This window comes from Fortiea sp. LEGE XX443 (assembly GCF_015206815.1).
Lineage (GTDB): Bacteria > Cyanobacteriota > Cyanobacteriia > Cyanobacteriales > Nostocaceae > Nostoc_B.
Genome location: NZ_JADEXZ010000019.1, coordinates 56945 through 80275, shown reverse-complemented (window position 1 = coordinate 80275; position 23331 = coordinate 56945). Strand labels below are relative to the sequence as shown.

18 protein-coding genes and 1 pseudogene are annotated in these 23331 nt (G+C 38.7%); 8 read left to right on the top strand and 11 right to left on the bottom strand.

Translation table 11 applies throughout. The annotated features are described in order from the left end of the window. Positions 1-1423 (top strand): zinc-dependent metalloprotease (locus tag IQ259_RS10085; RefSeq protein ID WP_193884256.1); only part of this gene is annotated, 1423 nt, incomplete at its 5' end. Between the two features lie 347 nt (positions 1424-1770). Here IQ259_RS10085 and pgmB read toward each other — a convergent pair. Both pgmB and IQ259_RS10075 read right to left on the bottom strand, forming a co-directional pair. Beyond that, the gene (gene pgmB / locus IQ259_RS10080; RefSeq protein ID WP_193884254.1) at positions 1771-4686 is read right to left on the bottom strand and encodes a beta-phosphoglucomutase; all 2916 of its coding nucleotides are present in this window, start codon (positions 4684-4686) and stop codon (positions 1771-1773) included. Positions 4687-4747: 61 nt separating this feature from the next. Next, on the bottom strand, positions 4748-7165 hold the full coding sequence (locus tag IQ259_RS10075; RefSeq protein ID WP_193884252.1) for a sucrose synthase: 2418 nt from the start codon (positions 7163-7165) through the stop codon (positions 4748-4750). A 691-nt stretch (positions 7166-7856) separates the two neighbouring features. On the opposite strand from IQ259_RS10075, the gene IQ259_RS10070 reads away from it, so the two are divergent. Beyond that, positions 7857-9422: an HlyD family efflux transporter periplasmic adaptor subunit gene (locus IQ259_RS10070; RefSeq protein ID WP_193884250.1), complete on the top strand. Its 1566-nt coding sequence runs from the start codon at positions 7857-7859 to the stop codon at positions 9420-9422. Between the two features lie 97 nt (positions 9423-9519). Continuing rightward, positions 9520-10251, top strand: coding sequence for a peptidylprolyl isomerase (locus IQ259_RS10065; RefSeq protein WP_193884248.1), 732 nt, complete (start codon positions 9520-9522; stop codon positions 10249-10251). 69 nt (positions 10252-10320) lie between these two features. Here the strand turns inward: IQ259_RS10065 and IQ259_RS10060 are convergent, their stop codons facing one another. After that, on the bottom strand, positions 10321-11154 hold the full coding sequence (locus IQ259_RS10060; RefSeq protein WP_193884246.1) for a hypothetical protein: 834 nt from the start codon (positions 11152-11154) through the stop codon (positions 10321-10323). A gap of 269 nt (positions 11155-11423) precedes the next feature. Between IQ259_RS10060 and IQ259_RS10055 the strand changes: the two genes are divergently transcribed. The 3 genes from IQ259_RS10055 (at position 11424) to IQ259_RS10045 (ending at position 15875) form a co-directional block, all read left to right on the top strand. Continuing rightward, positions 11424-11714, top strand: a complete 291-nt coding sequence (locus IQ259_RS10055) for a hypothetical protein (RefSeq protein ID WP_193884244.1) — start codon at positions 11424-11426, stop codon at positions 11712-11714. Between the two features lie 337 nt (positions 11715-12051). Beyond that, the gene (locus tag IQ259_RS10050; RefSeq protein WP_193884242.1) at positions 12052-15180 is read left to right on the top strand and encodes an ABC transporter transmembrane domain-containing protein; all 3129 of its coding nucleotides are present in this window, start codon (positions 12052-12054) and stop codon (positions 15178-15180) included. A gap of 284 nt (positions 15181-15464) precedes the next feature. Next, a complete protein-coding gene (locus IQ259_RS10045; protein ID WP_193884233.1) occupies positions 15465-15875 on the top strand; it encodes a HetP family heterocyst commitment protein in 411 nt (136 codons plus the stop codon). Here the strand turns inward: IQ259_RS10045 and IQ259_RS10040 are convergent. Then, positions 15864-16523, bottom strand: a complete 660-nt coding sequence (locus IQ259_RS10040; protein ID WP_193884231.1) for a retron system putative HNH endonuclease — start codon at positions 16521-16523, stop codon at positions 15864-15866. The two genes, IQ259_RS10045 and IQ259_RS10040, sit on opposite strands and share 12 nt — an antisense overlap. After that, positions 16520-17956: an AAA family ATPase gene (locus IQ259_RS10035; RefSeq protein ID WP_193884229.1), complete on the bottom strand. Its 1437-nt coding sequence runs from the start codon at positions 17954-17956 to the stop codon at positions 16520-16522. Before IQ259_RS10035 ends, IQ259_RS10040 begins: the two co-directional genes overlap by 4 nt. A gap of 399 nt (positions 17957-18355) precedes the next feature. Between IQ259_RS10035 and IQ259_RS10030 the strand changes: the two genes are divergently transcribed. Next, positions 18356-19276, top strand: coding sequence for a hypothetical protein (locus IQ259_RS10030; RefSeq protein ID WP_193884228.1), 921 nt, complete (start codon positions 18356-18358; stop codon positions 19274-19276). 23 nt (positions 19277-19299) lie between these two features. Here the strand turns inward: IQ259_RS10030 and IQ259_RS10025 are convergent, their stop codons facing one another. From IQ259_RS10025 to IQ259_RS10005, 5 genes and pseudogenes are all read right to left on the bottom strand, one after another. Next, positions 19300-19914 (bottom strand): Uma2 family endonuclease, encoded by a 615-nt coding sequence (locus tag IQ259_RS10025; protein ID WP_193884226.1) that lies wholly within the window; start codon positions 19912-19914, stop codon positions 19300-19302. Positions 19915-19926: 12 nt separating this feature from the next. Further along, positions 19927-20187, bottom strand: a pseudogene (locus IQ259_RS10020) (Txe/YoeB family addiction module toxin). After that, positions 20168-20419 carry a hypothetical protein gene (locus IQ259_RS10015; protein ID WP_193884224.1) on the bottom strand — a complete coding sequence of 84 codons (252 nt, stop codon included), beginning with the start codon at positions 20417-20419 and terminating at the stop codon, positions 20168-20170. The pseudogene IQ259_RS10020 and the gene IQ259_RS10015 overlap by 20 nt, the downstream one beginning before the upstream one ends. Positions 20420-20516: 97 nt before the next feature. Next, positions 20517-20741, bottom strand: coding sequence for a type II toxin-antitoxin system HicA family toxin (locus IQ259_RS10010; RefSeq protein WP_193884222.1), 225 nt, complete (start codon positions 20739-20741; stop codon positions 20517-20519). Then, entirely contained in the window at positions 20734-20961 is a 228-nt protein-coding gene (locus IQ259_RS10005) for a type II toxin-antitoxin system HicB family antitoxin (RefSeq protein ID WP_193884220.1), read from the bottom strand. Before IQ259_RS10005 ends, IQ259_RS10010 begins: the two co-directional genes overlap by 8 nt. Positions 20962-21272: 311 nt before the next feature. On the opposite strand from IQ259_RS10005, the gene IQ259_RS10000 reads away from it, so the two are divergent. Further along, a complete protein-coding gene (locus tag IQ259_RS10000; RefSeq protein WP_193884218.1) occupies positions 21273-21794 on the top strand; it encodes a hypothetical protein in 522 nt (173 codons plus the stop codon). A gap of 75 nt (positions 21795-21869) precedes the next feature. Here IQ259_RS10000 and IQ259_RS09995 read toward each other — a convergent pair whose 3' ends face one another. After that, the gene (locus IQ259_RS09995; protein ID WP_193884216.1) at positions 21870-23273 is read right to left on the bottom strand and encodes a ferredoxin:protochlorophyllide reductase (ATP-dependent) subunit N; all 1404 of its coding nucleotides are present in this window, start codon (positions 23271-23273) and stop codon (positions 21870-21872) included. Positions 23274-23331: the final 58 nt, after the last annotated feature.

The following is a 23331-nucleotide window of genomic DNA, read 5'->3' as shown; positions in this document are numbered from 1 at the left end:
AGGTAGTTTTGATAAGACTAGTCTTTTACCCGACTCCTCACTCCCCACTTTTCACTCCCAGCTACAAATCTCTGCTGCTGAACTTTGTTATGGTGCGGAGTCTACAGAACAAGTCGCTATGGGAGCATTAGCTTTATCGCTATTACAAAATAGTAAACCGAATAGCGAAACTATGAAAGAATATGTGCATCAATATTTGCGTTCTTTGATTGCACATGAAGTTGGACATACTTTAGGTTTGCGGCATAATTTTCATGGCAGTACTATGTTAGCGCCAGAAGAATTAAATAATACAGAAATCACCCACAGCAAAGGTTTAGCAGGTTCGGTGATGGATTATTTACCTGTGAATATTGCACCACAGGGAGTAAAACAAGGTGACTATTTCTCAAGAGTTGTCGGCCCTTATGATGAATGGGCGATTGAGTATGGTTATAAAAAAAGCGCTGATGTAGCAGGTGAACTCATTACGCCGGAAGGGGAAAAAAGCTTTTTGGAAGAGATTGCTTTAGCATCGCCGCAACCAGAATTGTCTTATGCAACTGACGAAGATATCCGAGATATTAATCCACTAGCAAATGTGTGGGATATGAGTAGCGATGCGCTAGTTTATTCCCAATGGCAAATGGATAACGCCCGCGTTATGTGGCAACGTCTTGATGAAGGTGATCTTCCCAGAGGAGAAAGTTATAGTAGCTTACGCATCTTATTTAATAGAGTGCTGAAATATTATTTTCGTAATGCCAGCTTGCTGTCTCAATATATTGGTGGACAATCATTTCGGCGGCTTCATGCTAATAATGATACTTCTTGGGCTTTTGTGCAAGTGCCAGTGTTAAAACAACGTCAAGCATTAGCGAAACTGCAAGAGTATGTATTTGCTGAGGATGCTTTTAGTTTTTCACCACAATTGCTCAATCAACTTGCACCGTCACGTTGGCAACATTGGGGTAGTTCTATACTCAACAGCCGTCTTGATTATCCTATTCACGATCGCATTCTCAGTTTTCAAAGTGCTATATTACGATCGCTCTTAGATAGCGATCGCCTAAATCGTCTACAAGATGTAGAATTAAAAACTGAAGCTGGACAAGCGCTTTCTATGCCAGAATTATTTGATACTCTGCAAACAGGCATTTGGAAAGAAGTTTTAGCCCAAAAAGAACCAAAAACAATTTCTAGTATTCGCCGTTCACTGCAACGAGAACATCTAAATATTTTGCTCGAAATGGTGTTGAATACTACTGATGAACTAGAAGATGGCCGCACACTGGCTTGGTATGAATTACGTCAACTGCAAAAAGCAATTGATACCAAACTCAAACAATTTGGTGCAGCACTGGATATTTACACAGTAGCCCATTTAGAATTTTCTAGCGATCGCATTACGAAAGCGTTAAATGCCCAGTTTCTTTCTCGGTAGTCAACGTGAAGTTCATCGAACTCATGTAATATAGCAGGTGACAGGGAACAGGTGACAGATGACAGGGTTAAAAGTCTTTTAGTGCATGAGTTTTATCATTGGCCGATGTCCTAACTGCCTTGGCTACTGCTATAACAATGCGAGGCGATGCAATAACAATGTAAGGCAACACATTAATAATGCGAGGCGATGCAATAATAATGTAAAGCAACACAATAACAATGTGAGGCGACACATAAGCAATGCGAGGCGACACAATAACAATGCAGGGCAATGCAATAACATTGTTAATCAGAAATGCGTCTCCCTTGGAAACTTACATTAATTTACTACTCAGAACTCTCCACTCAGCACTCAGCACTCAGCACTTTTTTTACAACATCGCTCAATTTAGCTTTCAAATTTGCCCACGTTACACCTGCAAGGCTGGGTAATACAATATGTGCTGCACCCACGCGTTCAACAGGGCCTAATCCTACTGCCCACATGTTACCAGCTTTAGCGGCTTCAACTCCGGCGGCGGCATCTTCAATCACTACACATTGTGCTGGTTGCAGTCCTAATTCTTTCGCGGCGTACAAAAATAAGTCCGGTGCGGGTTTGGGTTTTTCTACGCTGTAACCATCAGCGATCGCATCTACTTTATTAGCAATGCCTAATAATTCAACAACAGTATGAGCGTTTTTGCTTGCCGAACCAATGGCTGTTTTAATTCCAGCTTGCCGTAACTCATCCAAAAGCGCGATCGCACCTGGTAATAAATCTTTTGGTGTCATGTTGTGGATGAGTTCTACATAGTAACCATTTTTACGCTCCATCATCTCGTGGATTTGCGCTTCTGAATATTGCCGATCACCAATAATCAACATCAGCGATTCACGACGAGACACACCTCGCAATGCTTCATTAGCTTGACGATTAAAGGGAATACTTTCTTCATCGGCTAATCTTTGCCAAGCTTGATAGTGGTATTCTGCTGTATCTGTCAACACACCATCAAGGTCAAAAATCACGCCGAGAATATCGGGGGTTGGGGATTGAGTAAATTCTTCCATTGTTTTTTGTTGTGGATGTAAATCAAATTCGTGCCATTCACCGCGCCAGTGGAGTTTAAACTTGAGGCGCGTCCAGTAAGAAGGTAGATGAGGATTGGCTACGGGGCCGTTTTCTGTTAACTGAATCCCACCAAATCCAAACACCACTGCTTGCCAAACACCACCTGCACTAGCACCGTGAATTCCGTCACTAGTGTTACCTCGGCTATCTTCTAAATCCACCATTGCTGCTTGCATAAACCGTTTGTAGGCGATTGTGGATTTGCCTACATCTGAAGCTAAGATGGCGTGAATTGCTGGGCCAAGAGATGAACCATAGGTTATATCTGTGCGGGGTGCGTAGTAATCCCAATTAGTTTGCAGAGATTGTTGATTGTAGGGAAAATCTGCCGATTCACGCATCAAATAAAGCAACATCAAGACATCTGGCTGTTTCAGAACTTGCCGTTTGTTGGTTTCTTCAATACCTAAAATGGCTTGTATGGAACGCTGACGTGGTTCGTACTCATCTAAGTTAATATCTTGTAGTTGAAAAAATCCCTCAAATTGCTCGATTAATCCGGTTTCTGAGTTAATGGGAATCCAGATTTTAGTGATGATTTCTTGCCAGCGAGATCGCACTTCATCTGTAATTTGTAGTTTTGCGTCTAATTCCGCCGCGTGTTCTGGAAAGTTTTGCCGCAGCCAATCATCAATAATCAGCGCTTTTTCTAAATGCCATTGCACCATGCGGTTGGTGAAGGTATTGTTGTGAACGAATTCGTGATATTCATCAGCTCCAATTACCCCGCGAATTTCGTAGCGTTGTTGTTCGAGATTGAATTCCACTCGGCTACCCCAAAAGATAGCGGTATCTAAGACAATCTCTGCACCGCGATCGCGCATCCACTGATCATCACCAGTAACTAGCCAGTAATACCAAACAGCGTAGGTAATATCTGCACTAATATGAATTTCGCGATCGCGGCACCAAATTCTGATATCTTGTCCATAAAAATCATTAGGAAGTGACCAACGTGGTGTAACTTCATCCCCAGTATCAGCGCTTTCCCACGAGTACATTGCGCCTTTATAGCCGGAATGGGCTGCTTTACGTCTTGCGCCTGGTAAAGTGTGGTAGCGATAACTGAGTAAATTGCGGGCGATCGCGGGTTGAGTAAATGTAAAAAATGGCAGAATAAAAATTTCTGTATCCCAAAAAATATGACCGCGATAGCCAAACCCCGAAAGCGTTTTCGCGGGAATGCTCACCTGATCATCATGACGAGGCGCAGCGATTAACAACTGAAAAAGATTGTACCGAATCGCAAAAGCAGCTGTGCGATCGCCTTCCAGTAAAATATCACTCTGCTGCCAAACTTCATCCCAAGCTTTGGTATGTGCATTAATTAGGGTTTTGTAGTCAGGTAACTGAGCAAGTTTTTCCTGCGCCGCTAAAACTGGGTTATCAATTTCCCGCGAGGTAAACACTGTGACAATTTTTTCTACTGTCACTGTTTGATGTGACTGTGCCATAAAGGTGGCACTTAAAGAAGGATAACCAGGCGCGGTACTAACTTGGATGGATGCTTCCGTTCCTGATACTGTCATTTTTGCACCCATACCAATTGCAATGCGGGAGTTACGAGTGCGGCTATGCAACCAAATACCTTCCTCAGTTTTACCTTGGTCTAGTTCTACCCAGTGATTGAATCCTTGGTTTTCGGGATAACCATTGATGCTTCCTTGCACTTCAATCAATCCGTCAAAATCTAGCGGTGTTAATTGACAGCGTTGTGCTAACACATGCTGATCGGCAAGACTCGCAAAACGCTCAAAATGAATGTCTATGGTTTTTCCACTGGAACTACGCCAACGCAAAGAACGGCTGAGAATCCCATAACGCACATCCAGCCGTCGTTCATAGTTAGTTATCTCGCCTTGATCGAGGCGGAAGCGATTACCATCAATAATTACCACTAAAGGTAGCCAATCAGGACAGTTGGCGAGTTCTGTATACACCACAGGCACATCATCATAGACACCGTGGATAAAAGTAGCTGGCAATTCACGAGGATAGTCTCTTTCAAAACTGCCACGTGTTCCTAAATATCCGTTGCCAATTGTGAAAATAGTTTCTCTAGAATGCAATTGCTCAGGGTCAAACTGGGTTTCAATTAATGACCAGTCTGTATAGATAAAATTGCCAGTGATACTTGTTGTGTCCATTGAGGCTAAATTCCAAATTCAAGGTTTAGTTTTGGATTTAGATAAAAGTTACTAAAATTTTTTATCTTTTACTTCGCATGTGCTGTTCTAAAATCTTTTCTGCTCTAGGTTTATAGATGAGATGAAATAAAGTTTCCATGTAGCGATCGCGTGCTTCGTTATTTTCTGGAGCTACAAAGTTCCAAAAGCTAAACATTTTGGAAATTATTAGTAATTGAGTGGTGTGAGCATTCCAGTTATATCTATTAATAATTCGCTGACTCATCCATTGAGATACTTCTTGCCAATGTTCTGAGTTATTCTCACATTGATCAAGGAAATCCAAAATTGTTTGTGCTGTTTTCTCTAAGTCTGTAGGATTAATAATAAATCCATTTTCTCGATTTTCAATAATTTCTAAGGCACCACCAAATTGAGTAGCGAAAGTGGGTAAGCCAGAAATCATTGCTTCCAAAATACTTCTGCCAAAGGCTTCAAAGCGGGCAAAATGCACATAAATTCCTTGGCGATCGGCAATTACACGGTAGGCTTCGCCAATCTCCCTTCCAGACAGGCGCATTCCCAACCAGCGAATATGATTGTGCAGATTATATTCATTAATGATGTCGTGAAGCCTTTGAATTTCTCTAGCTTCTTCTGGTTTATTGGCTTCCGATGGATGTAATTTACTTGTAATAAATATTAAATTACAACGTTTTTGTAATTCCTGATTTTTACCAAAACATTCGACTAATCCAGTCAGGTTTTGAATAGATGATACCGTAGCAACAGAAAATATTGGTCGCTTGTCTGGTGCATCTAAATCACCTAATATCTGCGGGTCTTGACTGTGAAATAGTAAGTTGTCAATCTGTTTAATTAAGTCAAAATCTCGGTGTTGTGTTTGGGTATAAGGAAAGAAGATTGTTTCATCTACTCCTGGTGGTACTAAATTAAACTTAGGACTAAATAAATCAATCCCGTCAACTACATGATATAGCTGAGGCATGGTAAAAAGTTTGTATGATTCGTACTGTCCCATGCCATCAGGTGTACCAACAATTTCCTGATAGGTTGAAGTGATGATAAAATCTGCCGCATTCATACTGATTAAATCAGCAGTGAATTGGGCTGAAAAATGATATTCATCTTCTAAGTTGTGCCAGTATAAATTACTAAATAGATATTTTGGTTTTTCTAGAGAGTGGGCAATATTACATTGAGTGACTTTGAGGCGACGTGATAAAAGAGAAGCAACTAAGTTACCGTCACTATAATTGCCAATGATCAAATTTGGACGGCCATGAAATAAAGTTAGTAGTTCTTTTTCGGCATCATTAGTAAAGGTTTCTAAGTAAGGCCAAATCTCAAATTTACTAATCCAATTGTTAGTAATTTCTGGATTAAATTCAGCGAAGGGAACGCGTAAAATCCAAGCATTTTCCGTCTTTTCGACTTTTTCTAGGCGTAAGCCACATGATGTACCTTCACAGTTGGGAATCAGTCGCGTGAGTATAATTACATGGGGTTGAATACCAAATGCTTCCAGTCCAGCGAGTTGAATTTCTTTACTGAGTTTGTTTTCTAAGCTGCGTGCTTGTTCTAGGACATAGATGACTTGACCCAACGTTTCATCGCGTCCTATAACATCCTGTTGTCCAACCCAGCCGTGAATGGAAACTAGGACAACGCGAAAAATAGCCGGAACACGTGCCACAAATGCTTCGAGGATGGCTGGTTGTGGAGTATCAATTAGTCTATCAAGCAATGCTAAAGTTTCACTGACTCGCGCCGCAGTGTTTCCCCAGCCTGGCTCTAAGCCAATGTCTTGGAGATAAAAGTGAAATTTCTCATAAGGTTCGTTCGCGGGTCGTTCACTCAGGAATTTGAGGGCTTGCTTGATTTGTTGAGCGAGTTGGACACCAGAGCGAATGCGATCGCCAATTAACAAATTTATCCCATCGTATTGCAACTGCCGTAAAGCCCGAAACAATATCTCTAACCAATGTTGAGGATCATTCAACAATTGATTGCACAGATAATGGTTGAGAAAGGCTAGACCTTGACCAATATTTCTGGAGTCATTGATGGAGGGGGAGTTTTTGTAAAATGGGGCGAGGTCAATTTCGAGAATATTGGGTTGATAGCGATTGACTAGGCGATCGCTCACATCTAAGAACGCTTGTGGTGACATCAACTTGCAGTCGCTTAAGTCAGCACTCAGTCGCCATACTTCTTGGCTGGCTATTTTGGGGCGGACAACCAACCAAAAGTTTTCCTCGGCCAAAATTATTTCATGTGTATACTGAATTAGCTTGCCAATAGAGGAAGAGTAATAAAAATAAGCAGGTTTTTGGAAATTATGACAATAATCTGCAAATATTTGCAAAATTTCATTTCTCAGGAAGTAATGTTTACCTGAGGCCATCAATGTCGATATCAATTGCTGCAACGCAGCTTTTTCATCACTGTTTAGCACAGATTGAAGCAGTTCGTTCATAACGAATCCCATAACTCTAGTAGGTCGCTACCTCATTTTTTACTCCTCAACAACAACGGTCGTTTTATCTTTCGGGTATGAGAGATACATTGTTATTCTCAACCCTCCTATCCTAAATAAGCGCTTCAGTTTTTGGCTTCTAGCTATGGTATGAATTGTGCAGTAAATATTGCTAACACATCAATTATCTGTAAAGTTGCTGGTAATTGAAAAGCATAGTTATACATGTAAAACTACATTTTACTAAAGCTCATAATGTCGTTAATTCAGTTATCTAGGTCAAATTATTCCACCTCAACGTAACTATAAAGAGAGGGGATCGTGTAATACACTTCTCTCCGCAGTGCTGCTTTCATCACATGTGTGTTTTTTTAATTCTTAGTCTGCTGAGATAGATTTTACTTGTGTGGTAGCTAATTATATTAACTTCATATTTTCAAAGTATTTTCTTAATAAAAAAGTGCCACCTTGGCTTAAATCAAATGTAGCCGAAGGGTACTCTATCTATTAGACAACTATTAGCAATAAATGTTTATGAGTCAAAATTTTAAAATTTAAGTTTAAAAAACTCTAGTAATCACCAAATATCAGATGTATTGATTAATCTGAAAAATAATGAGTGGAACTAAGAGTGATTTTTGCTAATAAATGTTAATGAAACAGTAAAATTATTAATTTTTAGCCATTTTTCATGAAACTATCATACAAATCTCTATCACAAACCAGAAAATATCCACTTGCCAGTTCTGAAGAGTTTATCGATGCAAGTGCTGAAGCGGCTTTCTTATCTGGTGGTACAGCGACATCTGTAAAAGTCGTTGCTAAGGAGTCGGCTGACTTATCAGAAGGCAAATTAGTCAATGCTGATACATCAGTAATGCTAAAAACGGCTACTATCCCAAGCGATAGATGGTCAACACCGTTGCAGACATTGATTGATCAACCGCCGTCATCTCTTCCCTATCAATTAATTGCAGGCGGAATTGCATTTTGTATAGCTGTTGTTACTTGGGCAAATTTGGGACACATTGAAGAAGTTGGTAAAGCTAGAGGGAGATTAGTTCCTTTAGGAGAAGCATATAAAGTTCATCCTGTAATTTCTGGTAAGGTGGCTCGCGTTTATGTTCAAGAAGGTCAGATAGTTAAAGCTGGGGAAGTATTAGCCCAACTAGATCAAGAAATTGCCTTGAATGAATTAGAACGGTTAAGGCAAGAACTAACAGCTTACCAAACTCAAGTTATCCAAACACAAGCCTTGATTGATAAAACTCGTTTGGAAACTAAAACGCGGATGGTAATTAATCAAGCAGAAATTCAAGGACACCAGGCGACGATCGCTCAAGCTCTTTCTAAAATTCAAAGTCAAAAGATAGCGATCGCTCAAGGTGAAGAACGGGCAAAAATCAGCCAAGTACTGCTCAATCAATTGTCTGTAGATGCTACAGCTCAACAAGAACGATTGCAAAGATTAAAATCCTTGGTGGAACAGGGAGCGCTTTCTCAAGAACAACTGTTTCAAGCTCAACAAAGTTTGAGCGATCGTCAGCGTACCATCACCCAACAAACAGGCGATATCCAACAAACTCTCGCAGAATCTAAACGAGAGCAAATGACTCTACAACAAGTGTTAGCAGAATCACAGCGGTTGCAAGCTGAGTTAACCCAAAAGCAAGCCGAAGGTAATACAGTACAATTACAGGCTGAACAAACAATTCAAAAACTACAAGTACAAAAAACTCAGTTGCAAGCTCAAGTTCAACAGACTGAAAAACTAATCCAAGAGGCGAAAACTAAGTTAAAACAGCTGACTCTTACTGCTCCCGTTGATGGCGTGGTTTTATCACTTAACGTCCGCAATAGTGGAGAAGTAGTTCAATCAGGCCAAACAATAGCTGAATTAGCCCCTGAGAATGCACCATTGATTCTAGAAGCTACTTTGCCTACTAAAGAAGCAGGCTTTATCAAACTCGGAAACCAAGTCAAAATTAAATTTGATGCTTATCCGTATCAAGACTACAGCATTATTCCCGGCAACGTAATATCGATTTCACCAAATAGCATAATTAATGAACAACTTGGTGCAGTCTATCGAGTAGAAGTTGCTATGGAGCGCAACTATGTCAAAGCTAATTATCAGACAATTAAATTTCAGGCTGGTCAAACGGCGACGGCTGAAATTATCATCCGTCGCCGACGCATAGCAGATATTTTGCTTGAACCACTGAGAGAACTGCAAGCAGGTGGGAACAGTTTGTAAATTAAAAATTTGGGTTACTTGCATAGTGGGTTATACGTAGTTTTAACCCACTATTGAATGCTAGAAATTTAGCTTATATTGTTATTATCATATCTCTATGATTGAATTTAAAGGTAAATTTATTTCTCCTAGAGAAGTTATTACATATCTCAAAAATAATCTGCAAATCAAAGAATTATGTAATAACATTCTATATCAAAAAATCATCAATAAAGCTGCTGAAGAAAGAAACATCCAAATAACACCAGAAGAAATTCAGATAGAAGCTGAGAGACTACGTTATGAAAAACGTTTAGTTAAAGCTAGTGATACCTTGGCATGGTTAGCCGATCATCTGATTTCATCTGAAGATTGGGAAGCAGGAATTCGTGATAGTCTGTTAAGTAAAAAATTAGCTGAAGTTTTATTTGGTCAACAGGTAGAGAAATATTTTTGGGAAAATAAACTTAATTACGATCAAGTTTTACTTTATCAAATAGTTTTACCATATCAAAACTTTGCCCAAGAAATTTACTATCAAATTGAAGAAGGCGAACTCAGTTTTTATGAAGCGGCTCATATTTATGATATTGATGAAATCCGCAGAAATCGCTGTGGTTATGAGGGGAAATTTTATCGTTGGAGTTTCGAGCCAGATATAGCCGCAGTCATATTTAACGCCCAACTAAAAGAATTATTAGGCCCTATGACAATCAAGCAAACCAGTTATATTTTCATGGTAGAAGATTTTATTCCTGCTGAATTAACGCCTGAAAGATATCAAGAAATTTTAAATAAAATGTTTCAGGAATGGTTAACAGCAGAATTAAATTATCTGCTATATGCTTAATCCATTAAAGGAGGTAGCGATCGCTACCTCCTTTAATACAGAAAATTGAATTAATTTAATACTCTCATACTATTTTTTTTCTAATAAGCAAGTTCCGCTATTTTTTTGGCGCTTTCTTTTTAGTCCAACGCTAATTACACCCCAGCTCAAAACTAACGCTGGTAACATAGAAGGGACAGGGGCTGCAACGTTAGATTTAGTTGCGTTGACTGCTACTAAAGCTACGGTGGTTTTATTATGAAAATGACGGTTTAAATAACCATCAAAAGTTGCTGTTGTAAATTCTTGCTGTCCACCAAGGTTAGACCTAGTAAAAGTGCTAAATCCAACATTTTTACTATTTTTATGTGAGAGACTATCATTACCTGCTGTTGTTAAACTTCCATCAACGTTGAAATAATCTAAGACATTGTTGTTAGCAATATCAATTAATGCAAAACCTAGATTTCCACTAGCACTTGCCTTCTCTTGTCTTGGATTATCTGTAAACGTTGTTAGGTCTAAATCAGCAACAAAATTAAAAGAAAAATGGGTATTTTTATCTACATCAAAAATGCCTTTTATTGTAGCTTCACTTTCGCCTAAACCTGAGGAACCTTGATTTTCGCTTAATGCTTGATTAGAAGTGTAATTAAATCCTACTGGTGGAGTAGCTCCCAGATAGGCGATCGCATCGGCTTGACTTGTCACACTACCATCTTGAGAAATAGATACAGCGTTGATGTCAGTGCTAGTAAAACTACTAGAGGGGCTTTGACTAAAGTTCGTAAACAATAAGTTTCCTTGAGACAAAGCAATAGTTGCAGCCTGACTAGGTGAGATTTCTAAAACAGAACAGGCTAGTAACGATGTAGTAAATAGTAAAAAATGTTTGGTGTATCCTAATCCTAAGCATTCCTTCATACAGTCCTCCTGAAAATTTTTGTTTATCAACTTCGTTGACTTAGATCAGTAATTAAAGAGAAATACATATAAAAAGACAATAAATTATATTTGAATATAATTTAGCCGTTTTGGCTAAATAAATCAAAAATTTATTTATTTATTGTTTTCTTAAACTTATGATTAAAACTGAAAAATACGCCATCTTGGCAATACAAATAAAATTCAAACATATACATTAATAGCAACAACTCAAATAGAGTTGATAAACAAAACAAAGGAAAAAAGCAATGATTATTTCTGACTTGAACCACCTTGAAGATTTGACTCAAGAAATCGTTGGTGCTGGTAAGATTAACTTTTCAACCAAGTTTGATAAGTATGTTGATGTAAATGAAAAAATCTACAACAATTTCTACGAAGAAATTGTTTCTAAGGTATACGTTAAAGGCAATGCTGCTGAATCTCAAGCTGTAGCTGATGCTTATGGTGACAACACCAAAACCTATACTTTGATAGGTTCTAAAACCGATTATTACTCTTCCGAGTCCTTTGGTAAAGCAATTTCTGCTACTTATTAATTAAGTTCTGATATCACTTAATTAATTCAGCATAAATCTACCCTTAGTATCTGATGCTAGGGGGATGATTGAGAAATCGCTGAAAACTTCGAGATAGAAGTTTTCAGCTATTCTTCTTTGAGATATTTTTTGAATATTATCAATCAAGACAATATAGAAAATAAATCTATATTCAGATACATATTGTTTGATGTTTTTCATGTTTTTTAGGAAAAAAATTCTTGTTGATATTGAATTTAAAAAATGAAATTACAAGTTATTTGAAATATTAGACAATAACTTGTCATCAATACTTGAGTTTAAATTATGTCTATTAAATAATTTTGTTCAAGAAAATATGAAGCATATATTAGAAAATGAGGGAAATAGTCTTCTAGTAAATTCCGGCGCTGAGTGCAGCTTATTATCTGATATTCTTTTGATCTGGTTGTCTGGTAATGAGAAGTTAGTGCGGAACTTGTCTCCAGCCTTTGAAATGCGTGAGTTTAACCTCGGAGATGAGCTTGTTGATCAAGCTCCAAATTCTCAAGGTTGTTACATCATTTGCCAAGGCCAGGTGCGGCTAGTCAGTTGGAATGCAACCTTACAAAGAGAAGTAGCAGCTTCATTATTAGGAGTTGGAGAAACTTACGGTGCAGATAAACTGTTTACAGATGAACCTTTAGCTTATCGTGCGATCGCAGCTAGTGCAGGTAAGTTGGCTTTTATCTCCACTACCAAACTTAAACAGTGGTGCGATCGCCTACCCCAACTGCTAGACTACCTGCATCGCGTGAGCGCAATTCGACAAACTCTGCTATTCTTCAAAACTACTGTTGATGTGCAGCAAGTAACAAAATCACATACCAAACTTTCCAGTCATACCCTCAAGGAATTTGTACCTTACTTAGAGCAAGTCAAAGTTAGTGCTGGTTCAGTACTATCTCAGTCAACTCCCAGTGATGCGGGACATTTCTGGTTGCGTAGTGGTGAAATTTACAGTCTGGAAAATCCGTCAGCACTGTTCCCTAGTGTTGGTAACAGTTGGGGATACCCTGAGCCAGTACCAACGGATTGGATTGCCAAAACCGATCTACTAATTTACAAATTGCCAAGGGAACAATGGGAGAAAGCTAAAGCTATTGCTCCGCAATTATTGGGTGTATCTTCCCAACCGATGATCACAGACAAACCTACAGTGACTCATCAACACCACAAAAATTCTGTCGCCACCACACCCAAAGTCAATCTGCAAAAGCCATCTTCCTTAACCGATTCCAATTTAATCGCCTTTCCCCTACCAAGTAAGCAAAGCCGTCCCAGGTTTGGACAGCGTTATCCATTTATTCAGCAGCAGAGTACCGCTGATTGTGGCCCGGCTTGCTTGGCAATGATCTCCCGCTACTGGGGGAAAAAATTTAGTATCAATGTCCTGCGAAATATCTCAAATGTTGGTCGTAGCGGAGCATCCCTCAAAAATTTAGCCACCGCCGCAGAAAGCATAGGTTTTCAAGCTAGACCAGTACGAGCGAGTTTCAACCGCATAGCTAATCAAAAACATCCTTGGATTGCCCACTGGCAAGGCGACCATTATATAGTTGTTTACCGAGTGCAGAAAAATTGCGTTATTGTTTCTGATCCTGCTGTTGGGCGTAAAAAGCTGAATTTACAGGATTTTCAGGCTGGTTGGACTGGATACGCACTTCTACTAACCCCCACACCTCAATTCCAGGCTGTAGAATCTACCAAACCATCTTTAAGGCGATTTTGGGGCGCATTTTTACCTTACCGTTCACTGCTGATACCCATTATCATTGCCTCATTGCTGCTGCAAGTTTTTGGTTTGGTGACACCTCTGTTGACTCAAATCATTCTTGATCAGGTGGTAGTGCATAAAAGTCTCAGTACTCTACATGTCTTTATTATCGGTTCGCTGGTATTTAGTATCTGGCGCATTGGTTTGGGAAGTATTCGCCAATATATGCTGGACTATTTCTCTAACCGAATAGACCTGAGTTTGATTACTGGCTTTATTACTCATACCTTAAATCTACCGCTTCAGTTTTTTGCTACCCGTCACGTAGGCGATATTATCACCCGCGTTCAAGAAAACCAAAAAATTCAGGTGTTCCTGACGCGGCAAGCGGTTGCAGCTTGGCTAGATGCTTTAACAGCAGTTGTCTATGTCGGACTCATGGCGTATTACAACTTGCAGTTAACTTTTTTAGTGCTGGCATTATTACCACCAATTATTTTGTTGACAGTAGTTGCCAGTCCGATTCTACGTCAGGTATCACGAGAAATTTTTAATGAAGCTGCCAAGCAAAACTCTTCACTAGTAGAAATGCTCACAGGAGTTGCCACAGTCAAAGCCGCCGCCGCCGAACGCGAACTGCGCTGGCGGTGGGAAGACCACTTTACAAGTACGGTAAATGCCAAATTTCGCGGTCAGAAATTAGCCATTATTTTACAAGTAATTAGTGGATTAATTAATACTTTGGGTAGTACAGCATTACTGTGGTATTCAGCAACATTAGTAATTGAAGATAAACTCAGCATAGGTCAATTAGTGGCTTTCAATATGCTGATTGGTAACGTGATTGGCCCTGTTTTATCACTAGTGAATCTTTGGGATGAACTGCAAGAAGTAATGGTTTCGGTAGAACGGTTAGATGATATTTTTAGCACTCAACCGGAAGAAACTGCCGAAAAATCTATGTTAGTTCTACCCAACCTCCGCGGCGAAGTTCGATTTGAAAATGTGACTTTTCGTTATAGTGTAGATGACGATCGCAATATTCTGCAAAACATCTCTCTAGAAGCACATTCTGGTCAAACTGTTGCCATTGTTGGTCGTAGCGGTTCTGGCAAGAGTACATTAGTAAATCTTTTGCAGAGTTTATATTATCCTACTAGCGGCAAAATTTTAGTAGATGGCCATGATATCCGTCATGTTTCGCCCCAATCTCTGCGTCGTCAATTGGGTGTTGTGCCGCAAGAGTGCTTTTTATTTTCTGGTACAATTCTCGAAAATATCACCCTATATCGCCCAGAATATAGCTTAGAACAGGTAATTGAAGTTAGCAAGCTGGCAGAAGCACACGCTTTTATTCAAACTTTACCCCTAGGCTACAACACCAAAGTCGGTGAACGTGGTTCGAGTCTGTCTGGGGGACAAAGACAAAGAATTGCGATCGCTCGTGCCATTTTATGCAATCCCCGCATTTTAATTTTAGATGAAGCTACCAGTTCTTTAGATACTGAATCAGAGCGACGCTTTCAACAAAATCTCCGCCGCATTAGTCGCGTGAGCGAAACAGAGGAGCGCACCACTTTTATTATTGCTCACCGCCTCTCCACCGTGCGTAATGCTGACCACATCATCGTACTAGACAAAGGCGTGATTGCTGAACAAGGCACTCACGAAGAACTTATGGCGCTTCAAGGACTCTACTATCATCTTGTAAAGCAGCAAATTGACGTGTAAACAATAGCAATTTGCTGCTTTATAGTACTTAATATTATCGATACCATTGGACATCGGTAAAAATTGACAGTGCATAAGCCTATTTAATTTCACCTTAAGATATTTGGTATTTTTTCCGGTAAAAAGTGCCAATTTGGCTAAGTTAACGACAATTAAAGAGTATTCTGTGTATTAAGTAACTATTAATTGGGCAATTTTCTGATACCAAATCTCGATTTTGAATAAGAATTCATTCATTATTCTGAATACTACATTCTTCTTCAAGCACCACTACAGGGTTAGTCATGAACTACCAGATGCCTTCTTCTCCAAAAAACTTTCATAGCACCATTACCCAAGAACAGTTAGAACAGGTAATCAACGCTATTAGTGATGGTAGATATTCCTGGGCTTGTGTGTTAATTTTGCGTTTTGTTGGATATAATCCACTCCACTTTATTCCTCAACGCACTTACAGTCGTTTAATGAAAGAGCATAGCCAATTTACAGATGCAAAATTAGATTCACAAAATAAGCTGCAAGCAACTGTCAATAGTGATGATAGCCAAGCAGAAATTCAGAATTTTAATAACTCAAATTATTTAGAACCATCTGACAAAAAACAAGAAAATATTCAAGGTGCTAATGTACCACTTTATTTACAATCAAATATTGCAACACTCTATCCATCACAAGAAAATGGTTTACAAAACTAAGAAATAGTTCTGAAGTAAATAAGCGATCGCAGCACAAAACGGAGTATACTGACCACTAGAATCGATCTGCTCATAACCTTGAACTAGCTGCTGTATTTCTAACTCAGTTAATTCATCAATATCTAACAACACAGCCTCAATTGCACTCTTACGCATATTTTGTAGCTTGCTAAGATTCAGTGCCAGTTTCTCAATAGTTACTTTAGCAGCTTCTTTTTTATCTAATTCATCTGTTATTAAAATCTCGCCTGAAGCAGAATATTTAAAAAAATCTGCACAATTCATTTCTAAAGGTGAAACCATTAGTGTCTCATCATACCAATACTTTTTCTGATGTCCACAATGCACAGGAACAGGAGGAGGTTCTTCACTTTCTCCTTGACATGAAGCGATAAGATTGGTGTATTCCAGTGCCAAATGAGGATACTTACTGCGAGGTTTGAAGTGTTCTATATGGCTAGTTGCTCTAGTTATCCGCATCCCACAATAGCAACAGATATATCCTTGCTCTTTTAGTAGTCCATCATGCACAATAGGTTTTTCTGGCGATTGAAAATTATTATCCCAACTAGGTTGCCAATCATCATTTACTAGAGCCTTCCACGCTGAAAATTTTTCTGGCTCCTCACCTTTTTTTATGTACTTCATCGGCCAAGAATTTCCTTACGCCGTATCAGTACATCTGCTTTCACAAAGTCTGGTTCATCTGCGCCAATTTCGGAGGCTAACTGTTGACGTAACTCCCTCGCACCTACCAAATCTCCCGCATCAATTAACCGAAATAATTCTAAAAGTCTATCTTTAATATTTTGTGGACGTGCTGGAACATCCATTAAATCTTCTAAAATTTGATTGCTATCTCTACCAAAAGAACTTTCTGGTCTTTTAGCAATAACACCTTCATCAGTCTTTTCTAAAATATAAATTCCTTCAGGCTTAACATGACTCACTACTTGCGGCGAATGAGTAGTCACAATAAACTGACAATTAGGAAAAGTTCTTGTTAAAGCTGGAATAATTTCTCGTTGCCATTTGGGGTGTAGGTGCAATTCAATTTCATCAATTAAAACAATCCCACTACCTTGAAGAGGCTCTGATAAACCTGGGTTAGCAATTGCCAAACGTCTAGCTAAATCTCCTACCATTGCTAATAAACATTTTTCTCCATCAGATAGTTGATTAACTATAAGTTCTTCACCTTTTTTCTGTACAGTCATTCTTAGAGGTGAACGTTGAACTCGCAGGTTTGAAAAATCTGGTATTAATGAAGATATAGCTTGTCTCACTCCTTCTAATTGTTTATCTCGATAATCAGAGTTATCCCTTCGTATTTCATTCTCTAAATCTTCTCGATTTCTAAACCATTCAAAAAAAGTTTTAAAATCTATTTTTCCTCCTGTTAAGGCTTCTTCATAGGCATCTAATTGTTTAAACAAATAGTTCTCTGAAATCTCTAGAGGCATATCAAAAACAGCACGATTTACAGGGTAGTAAACTACTAGAGGAATACTAGATTCAGGAACAGTTTTTAACTGAAGACGTAGGTCATCAATCGCAGTTTGTAGACCTTTCGAGTATTGAAGACTAGAAAGAATAGAAGGGGTATCAGTATCAGAAGGAGGATTTTTAAAAACCGTACTATCAATGATTGGTGATATCGAACTTAATATAGGTTGAAATTTATGATATTCATTATTGGATATTAGTTGTAATTTTTCTTTTATCAAAAGGCCAATCTGAAAAAGTTCTCTATCTATTATATTTAATTCTTGATTATCACCTGTTTTAATCTTCGTTATATTTAAAAATATTTCAGGTGAACTATTTATGAGCAATGTAATTTCATTGTGTGTTTCTTCTCTGCAATTGTTGATATCTTTATTACTAAAAAAACGTATTGTCTCAGAAGATATTTGAATATGCGCTGTCATCTGTGACATAAAAATAGCAATACAATCAAGAATACTTGATTTGCCTACCCCGTTAATACCTATAAGTACCGTTGGCTCACTTTCATCGAAATCCAATGTCAAATCGCCAATTCCACGAAATGACTGCATTTTTAGGCGCTTGACTCTCATAGCTATCACCAAATTTAACTTAATTGATTTAGTGGATAATATCCATTGTTAACTTTACACCTTCCCTTCGTGAAGCCGCTTCGCGTCTATGCGCGAAATTTTAACCAACTTGATTAAACAGTTTTAATCTGAATAGTACCCTGATCAAACACGCGCTTATCAGTAGTGATCGCATTAACTTCTATTCTATCTGGATACACTTCATAAGCAGCAAAACTCAAACTAGAAGCAGAGTAATCTGTCCACTCAGAACGTCCTACAGAACGAACTCACCCAATTCAATAAATAGTCAGTTTAGCCGAAGTCAAGAGCAATGAAGTGATACATTAAGGCAGAAGAGACAGCAGCAGTCTCATATACGTTGTTTGTCTTTGATTCGCTGCTTTTGGTGAAAGTTCCATGTCACAAGACAATCAGAATTCGCAACCCCCTGCTTCTCCTGAACCGGAAAGGAATCGGTCTTCTCAAGCACCTTACCAGAGAGAGCAGCCAATTTGGAAGGCGGCTATTATCCGAATTCTTAGGGGAACGATTGGGGTTTTAGAGACGACTGTGGTAAAACTGGAGGCTGAATCATCAGGAGAGCAAGAAACTCCAAGTGTTTGGCAGCAGCTACAGTTGATTTGGAGTGGACTGTTAGCTAAAATTCGGTCTTTGTTACCCACCAATTTCTCAAACCAGTTGTCAGATAAGGCTTTGACAGGAATTATTGCTGGAATTGCCGTGATTTTGGTTTGGACAACTTCTACTGTTTTTACAAGTAAACCGACTGAAATAGCAATTACTCCCCCGGTTGAAGAAGTTCCTATATCCACGCCAACGGTAACTACTCCACCAGAGTCAACCGCATCAGAACCGCAACCACCAGAAGAAATTACGCCACTACCAGAACCAGAACCAGAAGTGACTCCCACGCCGACCCCAGAACCGGAAGCCACTCTTCCACCGACACCGGAACCGGAACCAGTACCAACACCAGCCGTAGAATTGACACCAGAACAAATTTTGATTGCATCTATCGAGAATCAAGTCGCAGAAATTAGCGATCGCTTTGCCTCTGGTCTGATACAGTCAATTCAAGCTAACTTCCGCACTAGCAATCTAACGGTCAAAATTAATGATGATTGGTATACCCTCAAAGAATCTCAACAAGACAAACTTGCATCTGAAATATTACAACGTTCTCAAGAACTAAATTTTAGCCATTTAGAAATTCTCGATTCTCAAGACAGATTAATCGCACGAAACCCGATTGTTGGTAATCAGATTATTATTTTCAAACGACGTACGGCAATTTCTACTATTTCGTCTCCAGCCTGAAATTTTTATAATCTTGCTCTTGCTTATATAGCAGCCTGGAATATTTGATTAGCAGTTATTTCTAAATTAGGAAAGACTGATGAAATAATTTTTTCATCATTACGAAACTGCGTGACTTGATATTCTCCGTTAACTAAATTATTGACTGATATAGTAGGACGTTTAGGATTACCAATAAACTTCCGCCCACCTAAAGCTAAATAATCAACAATCCAATATTCAGAAATTCCTAAATATTCATAAGCATCCATTTTCAGAGCATAATCATCACTCCAATTAGTGGATACAACTTCAACAATTAAAGGGATAGAACTACCTAAAGTAATTATAGATTCTTTTTTCCAACGACTTTCATGATTAGCTACTTGTTGTTTGTCAAGCAAAATTACATCAGGTTCATAGCTAGAATTTTCTACTTTGATAACACATTCTTTAGGAATCGAGTAAGCTAATTGGCAGTGTAAAATTTCTGCAAACAATGTACCAGATACAAATCCTGCTACATTAGAATGTGTTCCTGTTGGTTTAGGCATCTCAACAATTACTCCATCGTGTAGTTCGTAACGTGTATCCGAATTTTCTGGATACCATACAATAAATTCATCAAATGTTAGCTGCCTTTGTATTGCTTGAGTCATACAGTATTTTCATTATTCATAATGATATTTGCATGAAAGAATAATCAGTACATCGTCTTCTATTTTGTAAATTAACCTATGTTCATCTGTAATCCGCCTTGACTAGTAACCTTGTAATTCATATTTAAGAGGTTCAGACTTACCAATTCCTGAAAATGGTTCTCTTTGGATATCTTTAATCAAATCTAATATTTTCTTGAAAACCTTCTTACCTTCTTTTGTCCATTGACCAAATTCTTCAAAAGCTTCCGATTCAAATGCTATTTTTTTCATATTCATCTAAATCAACATAGATGAGATTTCCTTGTTCTACATTTTCTAAAGCTTTAAGTAGATGTTTTTTATTAGCTTCTGATTTGAGAAGATAAGTAGTTTCATCTTCTTCAGTTTGCTGCTCCACTAAAACTATGACTTCTACAACAGTTCCTTCTGGTAGTTCTGTAGTAGACAGTTCAATTTTGCCGTGTTTACCGACAATAGCCTTTTGTTTAATTCCACTCAGCATAGTTGACGTTTACTTTGTGTTGCTAGGTGAGACGTTTAATTTTGATTGTATCTGTATTTTTTGGTGATGGGCAATTCAGCATAATTTACGTTTACTTTTAAGTGACCTCAAATAGAGCGCGAGGTAAACCTGACTGACGAATGATAGAACGCAAAGTACCGATGCGTAACTCTTCGTAATTAGGAACAGGAACTGTAATTGTTGAATCTTCTGTTTGCATCTGCATAATAATGTGGCTACCACGCTGACGTACTTGTATAAAGCCATTCTCTTCAAGAATACGGCAGACTTCCCTGGCAGAAAGAACACGCAGTTTAGCCAATACTTACCTCTAAGCGTGTAATAAAAATTTCTGTGTGCAATCTTTCCTGAATTTCAGAAGGTGATGCTGTCTCAAAAAACAATTCCAACGCTTCAACTAGATTAGTTCGTGCTTCTTCAATTGTGTCACCTTGGCTGGCTATATCTAATTCAGGACAGAGTGCTACATAGCCATTCCCTTCGCGCTCAATAATAGCAGTCATTTGTGTTTTTTGCTTCATTTTTGTTCTGTTATATGTGGAGTAAATATATCAATTTTGATTCTAACTTTTTGAGCGCCTTCTAAACACCGATGTGTGAAAGCGGCGGTTGAAGGGTGACAATTTCTGCCATGTGTTGCTAGATGAGACGTTTATTTTATGGTGATGTGCGATCGCTTCACCTTTTAATTGTATTCATTTCAAAAAAACATACTTCCTGCATGTGCATATTTTAAACTCCTATTCAACTTAAATCTTACCTACACATGTTAGTTCAACCAGATTATAGGGAAATATAAAATTATATTTATGAGAATGAGGTAGAGATAGTAATGATTGATTTAGCTAGATTAAAGTGGAGTAAAAACGTAAATTGTCAAGATGATAGAATTAAATTCTGGGATTATAAAATAGATGAAACCTCAAAAATAGTTATCTTGCATTGGAGAAAGGGAAATGAAGCTAATGCAGAAAAGCCAGAAGAAGGTGATCTCCTCATTATCAGACAACACGCCCACATAACGCATGTTGTTCAATTTTTTAATGACACTGTTTATGATGATGGTTCTGGTCATGACTTTAGCATTGGTCGTCTAGTGGAAATAATTTGGAGAGCAAATGATTTGAAAAATCTTTCCCATACACATGATTTGAAAAATCTTCCGCATAACAAAGAAATATTTGGTTACTCAATTAATTTTCCTCCAGACGGAAAAGCTCATTATTTAGCAAATAACAATGATTTTAATGAACATTGGAACAAGCATGGCGGATTACCTGGATTTCAAAACTATATTACAGGTGTATTGACTGAAAAAGGCGAATGGCTAAAACCTTTGATCAAGTTAAAGTAAGTTTGCTTGTTGTGCATCAGACATAAAAAGAGGCGAATTGTGTTCGCCTCTAAATAATTATTTAAAAACCAAATTCTAAATCTTCGCTTCTTCTCGCACCAACTTATCCCAACCCAAATCTTTCAAATTGTTATTGCGACGCAACGGGCGAGTTACCAATTCTAAAATGTCACGGGCATTGCCAAAACCGTGAATCTGTGCAAAGGTAAACTCCACTGACCACTTAGTATTAATACCCCTTGCTTCCAATGGGTTAGCGTGAGCCATACCAGTAATTACCAAGTCTGGTTTTAAATCATAAATCCGCTGAACTTGGTTGTAATTATCTGGTTTCTCAACAATCTTGGGTAGAGGTACGCCCATTTCTTGGCAAGCTTTTTCTAAAAATGCCAATTCCGCAGCTTGGTAGCGCTTATCCATGTAGGGAATGCCAACTTCCTGCACAGTCATTCCGCAGCGCACCAAGAACCGCGCTAAGGAGACTTCTAGCAAGTTATCGCCCATGAAAAATACAGATTTACCACGAATTAGTTTTACGTATTCTTCTACATTTGCCCAAATTTGTGCTTCCCGCTCATCTAAACCTTTGGGAGTGATACCAAACACCGAGCAAATTTTCTCTATCCAGGCGCGAGTACCATCAGGGCCAATGGGGAAGGGTGCGCCAATCAATTTACACTTACGGCGACGCATAAGGGTAGTTGCAGTGCGGCTGAGGAAGGGGTTAACACCAGCAACGTAATATCCTTCTTCTAATACTGGTAATTCAGTGAAGCGTTTCGCAGGTAGCCAGCCAGAAACTTTGATGCCTTGTTTCTTCAATTCTAAAGTTAGCTGGGTAACGACAGGATCGGGGAGGGAGCCGAAGAGAACCAAGGGGGGGTGATCTACGTACTCAGATTCTTCTTGGACTACATCTTCTTTTTTCTTACCAAAGTTGAGCAGCTTTTGGATGGCGTTGCGCTCATTTTTCTCATTTTCCGTCACTGGAGCCTCACTAGGACAACGGTTAGCCATTGCTGCTAAAACGGTGTCTTCTCCTTGGGTGAAGGCGTAATCTAGTCCGTTTGCACGGGCGACAACGATGGGAATGCCGATTTCACTTTCTAACTTGGGCGCTAATCCTTCCAAGTCCATTTTGATAATTTCGGTGGTGCAAGTACCAATCCAGACAATAACACTAGGATTGCGATCGCGTTTAATTTGCTCACACAACCGTTTTAATTCTTCGTAGTCATTCAACTGTGCCGAAATATCACCCTCTTCTAACTCTGCCATTGCATAACGGGGTTCAGCAAAAATCATTACCCCCATCGCATTTTGAAGGAAATAGCCACAGGTTTTTGTCCCAATCACCAAAAAGAAGCTATCTTCAATTTTTTGGTACAACCACGCCACGCAGCTAATCGGGCAGAAGGTGTGGTAATTTCCAGTTTCACACTCAAAGTTTAAAGCTTCTGGTTGTTGAGCGACAGTCATTTTGGTTTTCTCCCCTAGTTATTTAAAGGCAAAAGTAAAAAAGGAAAAGTAAAAACTT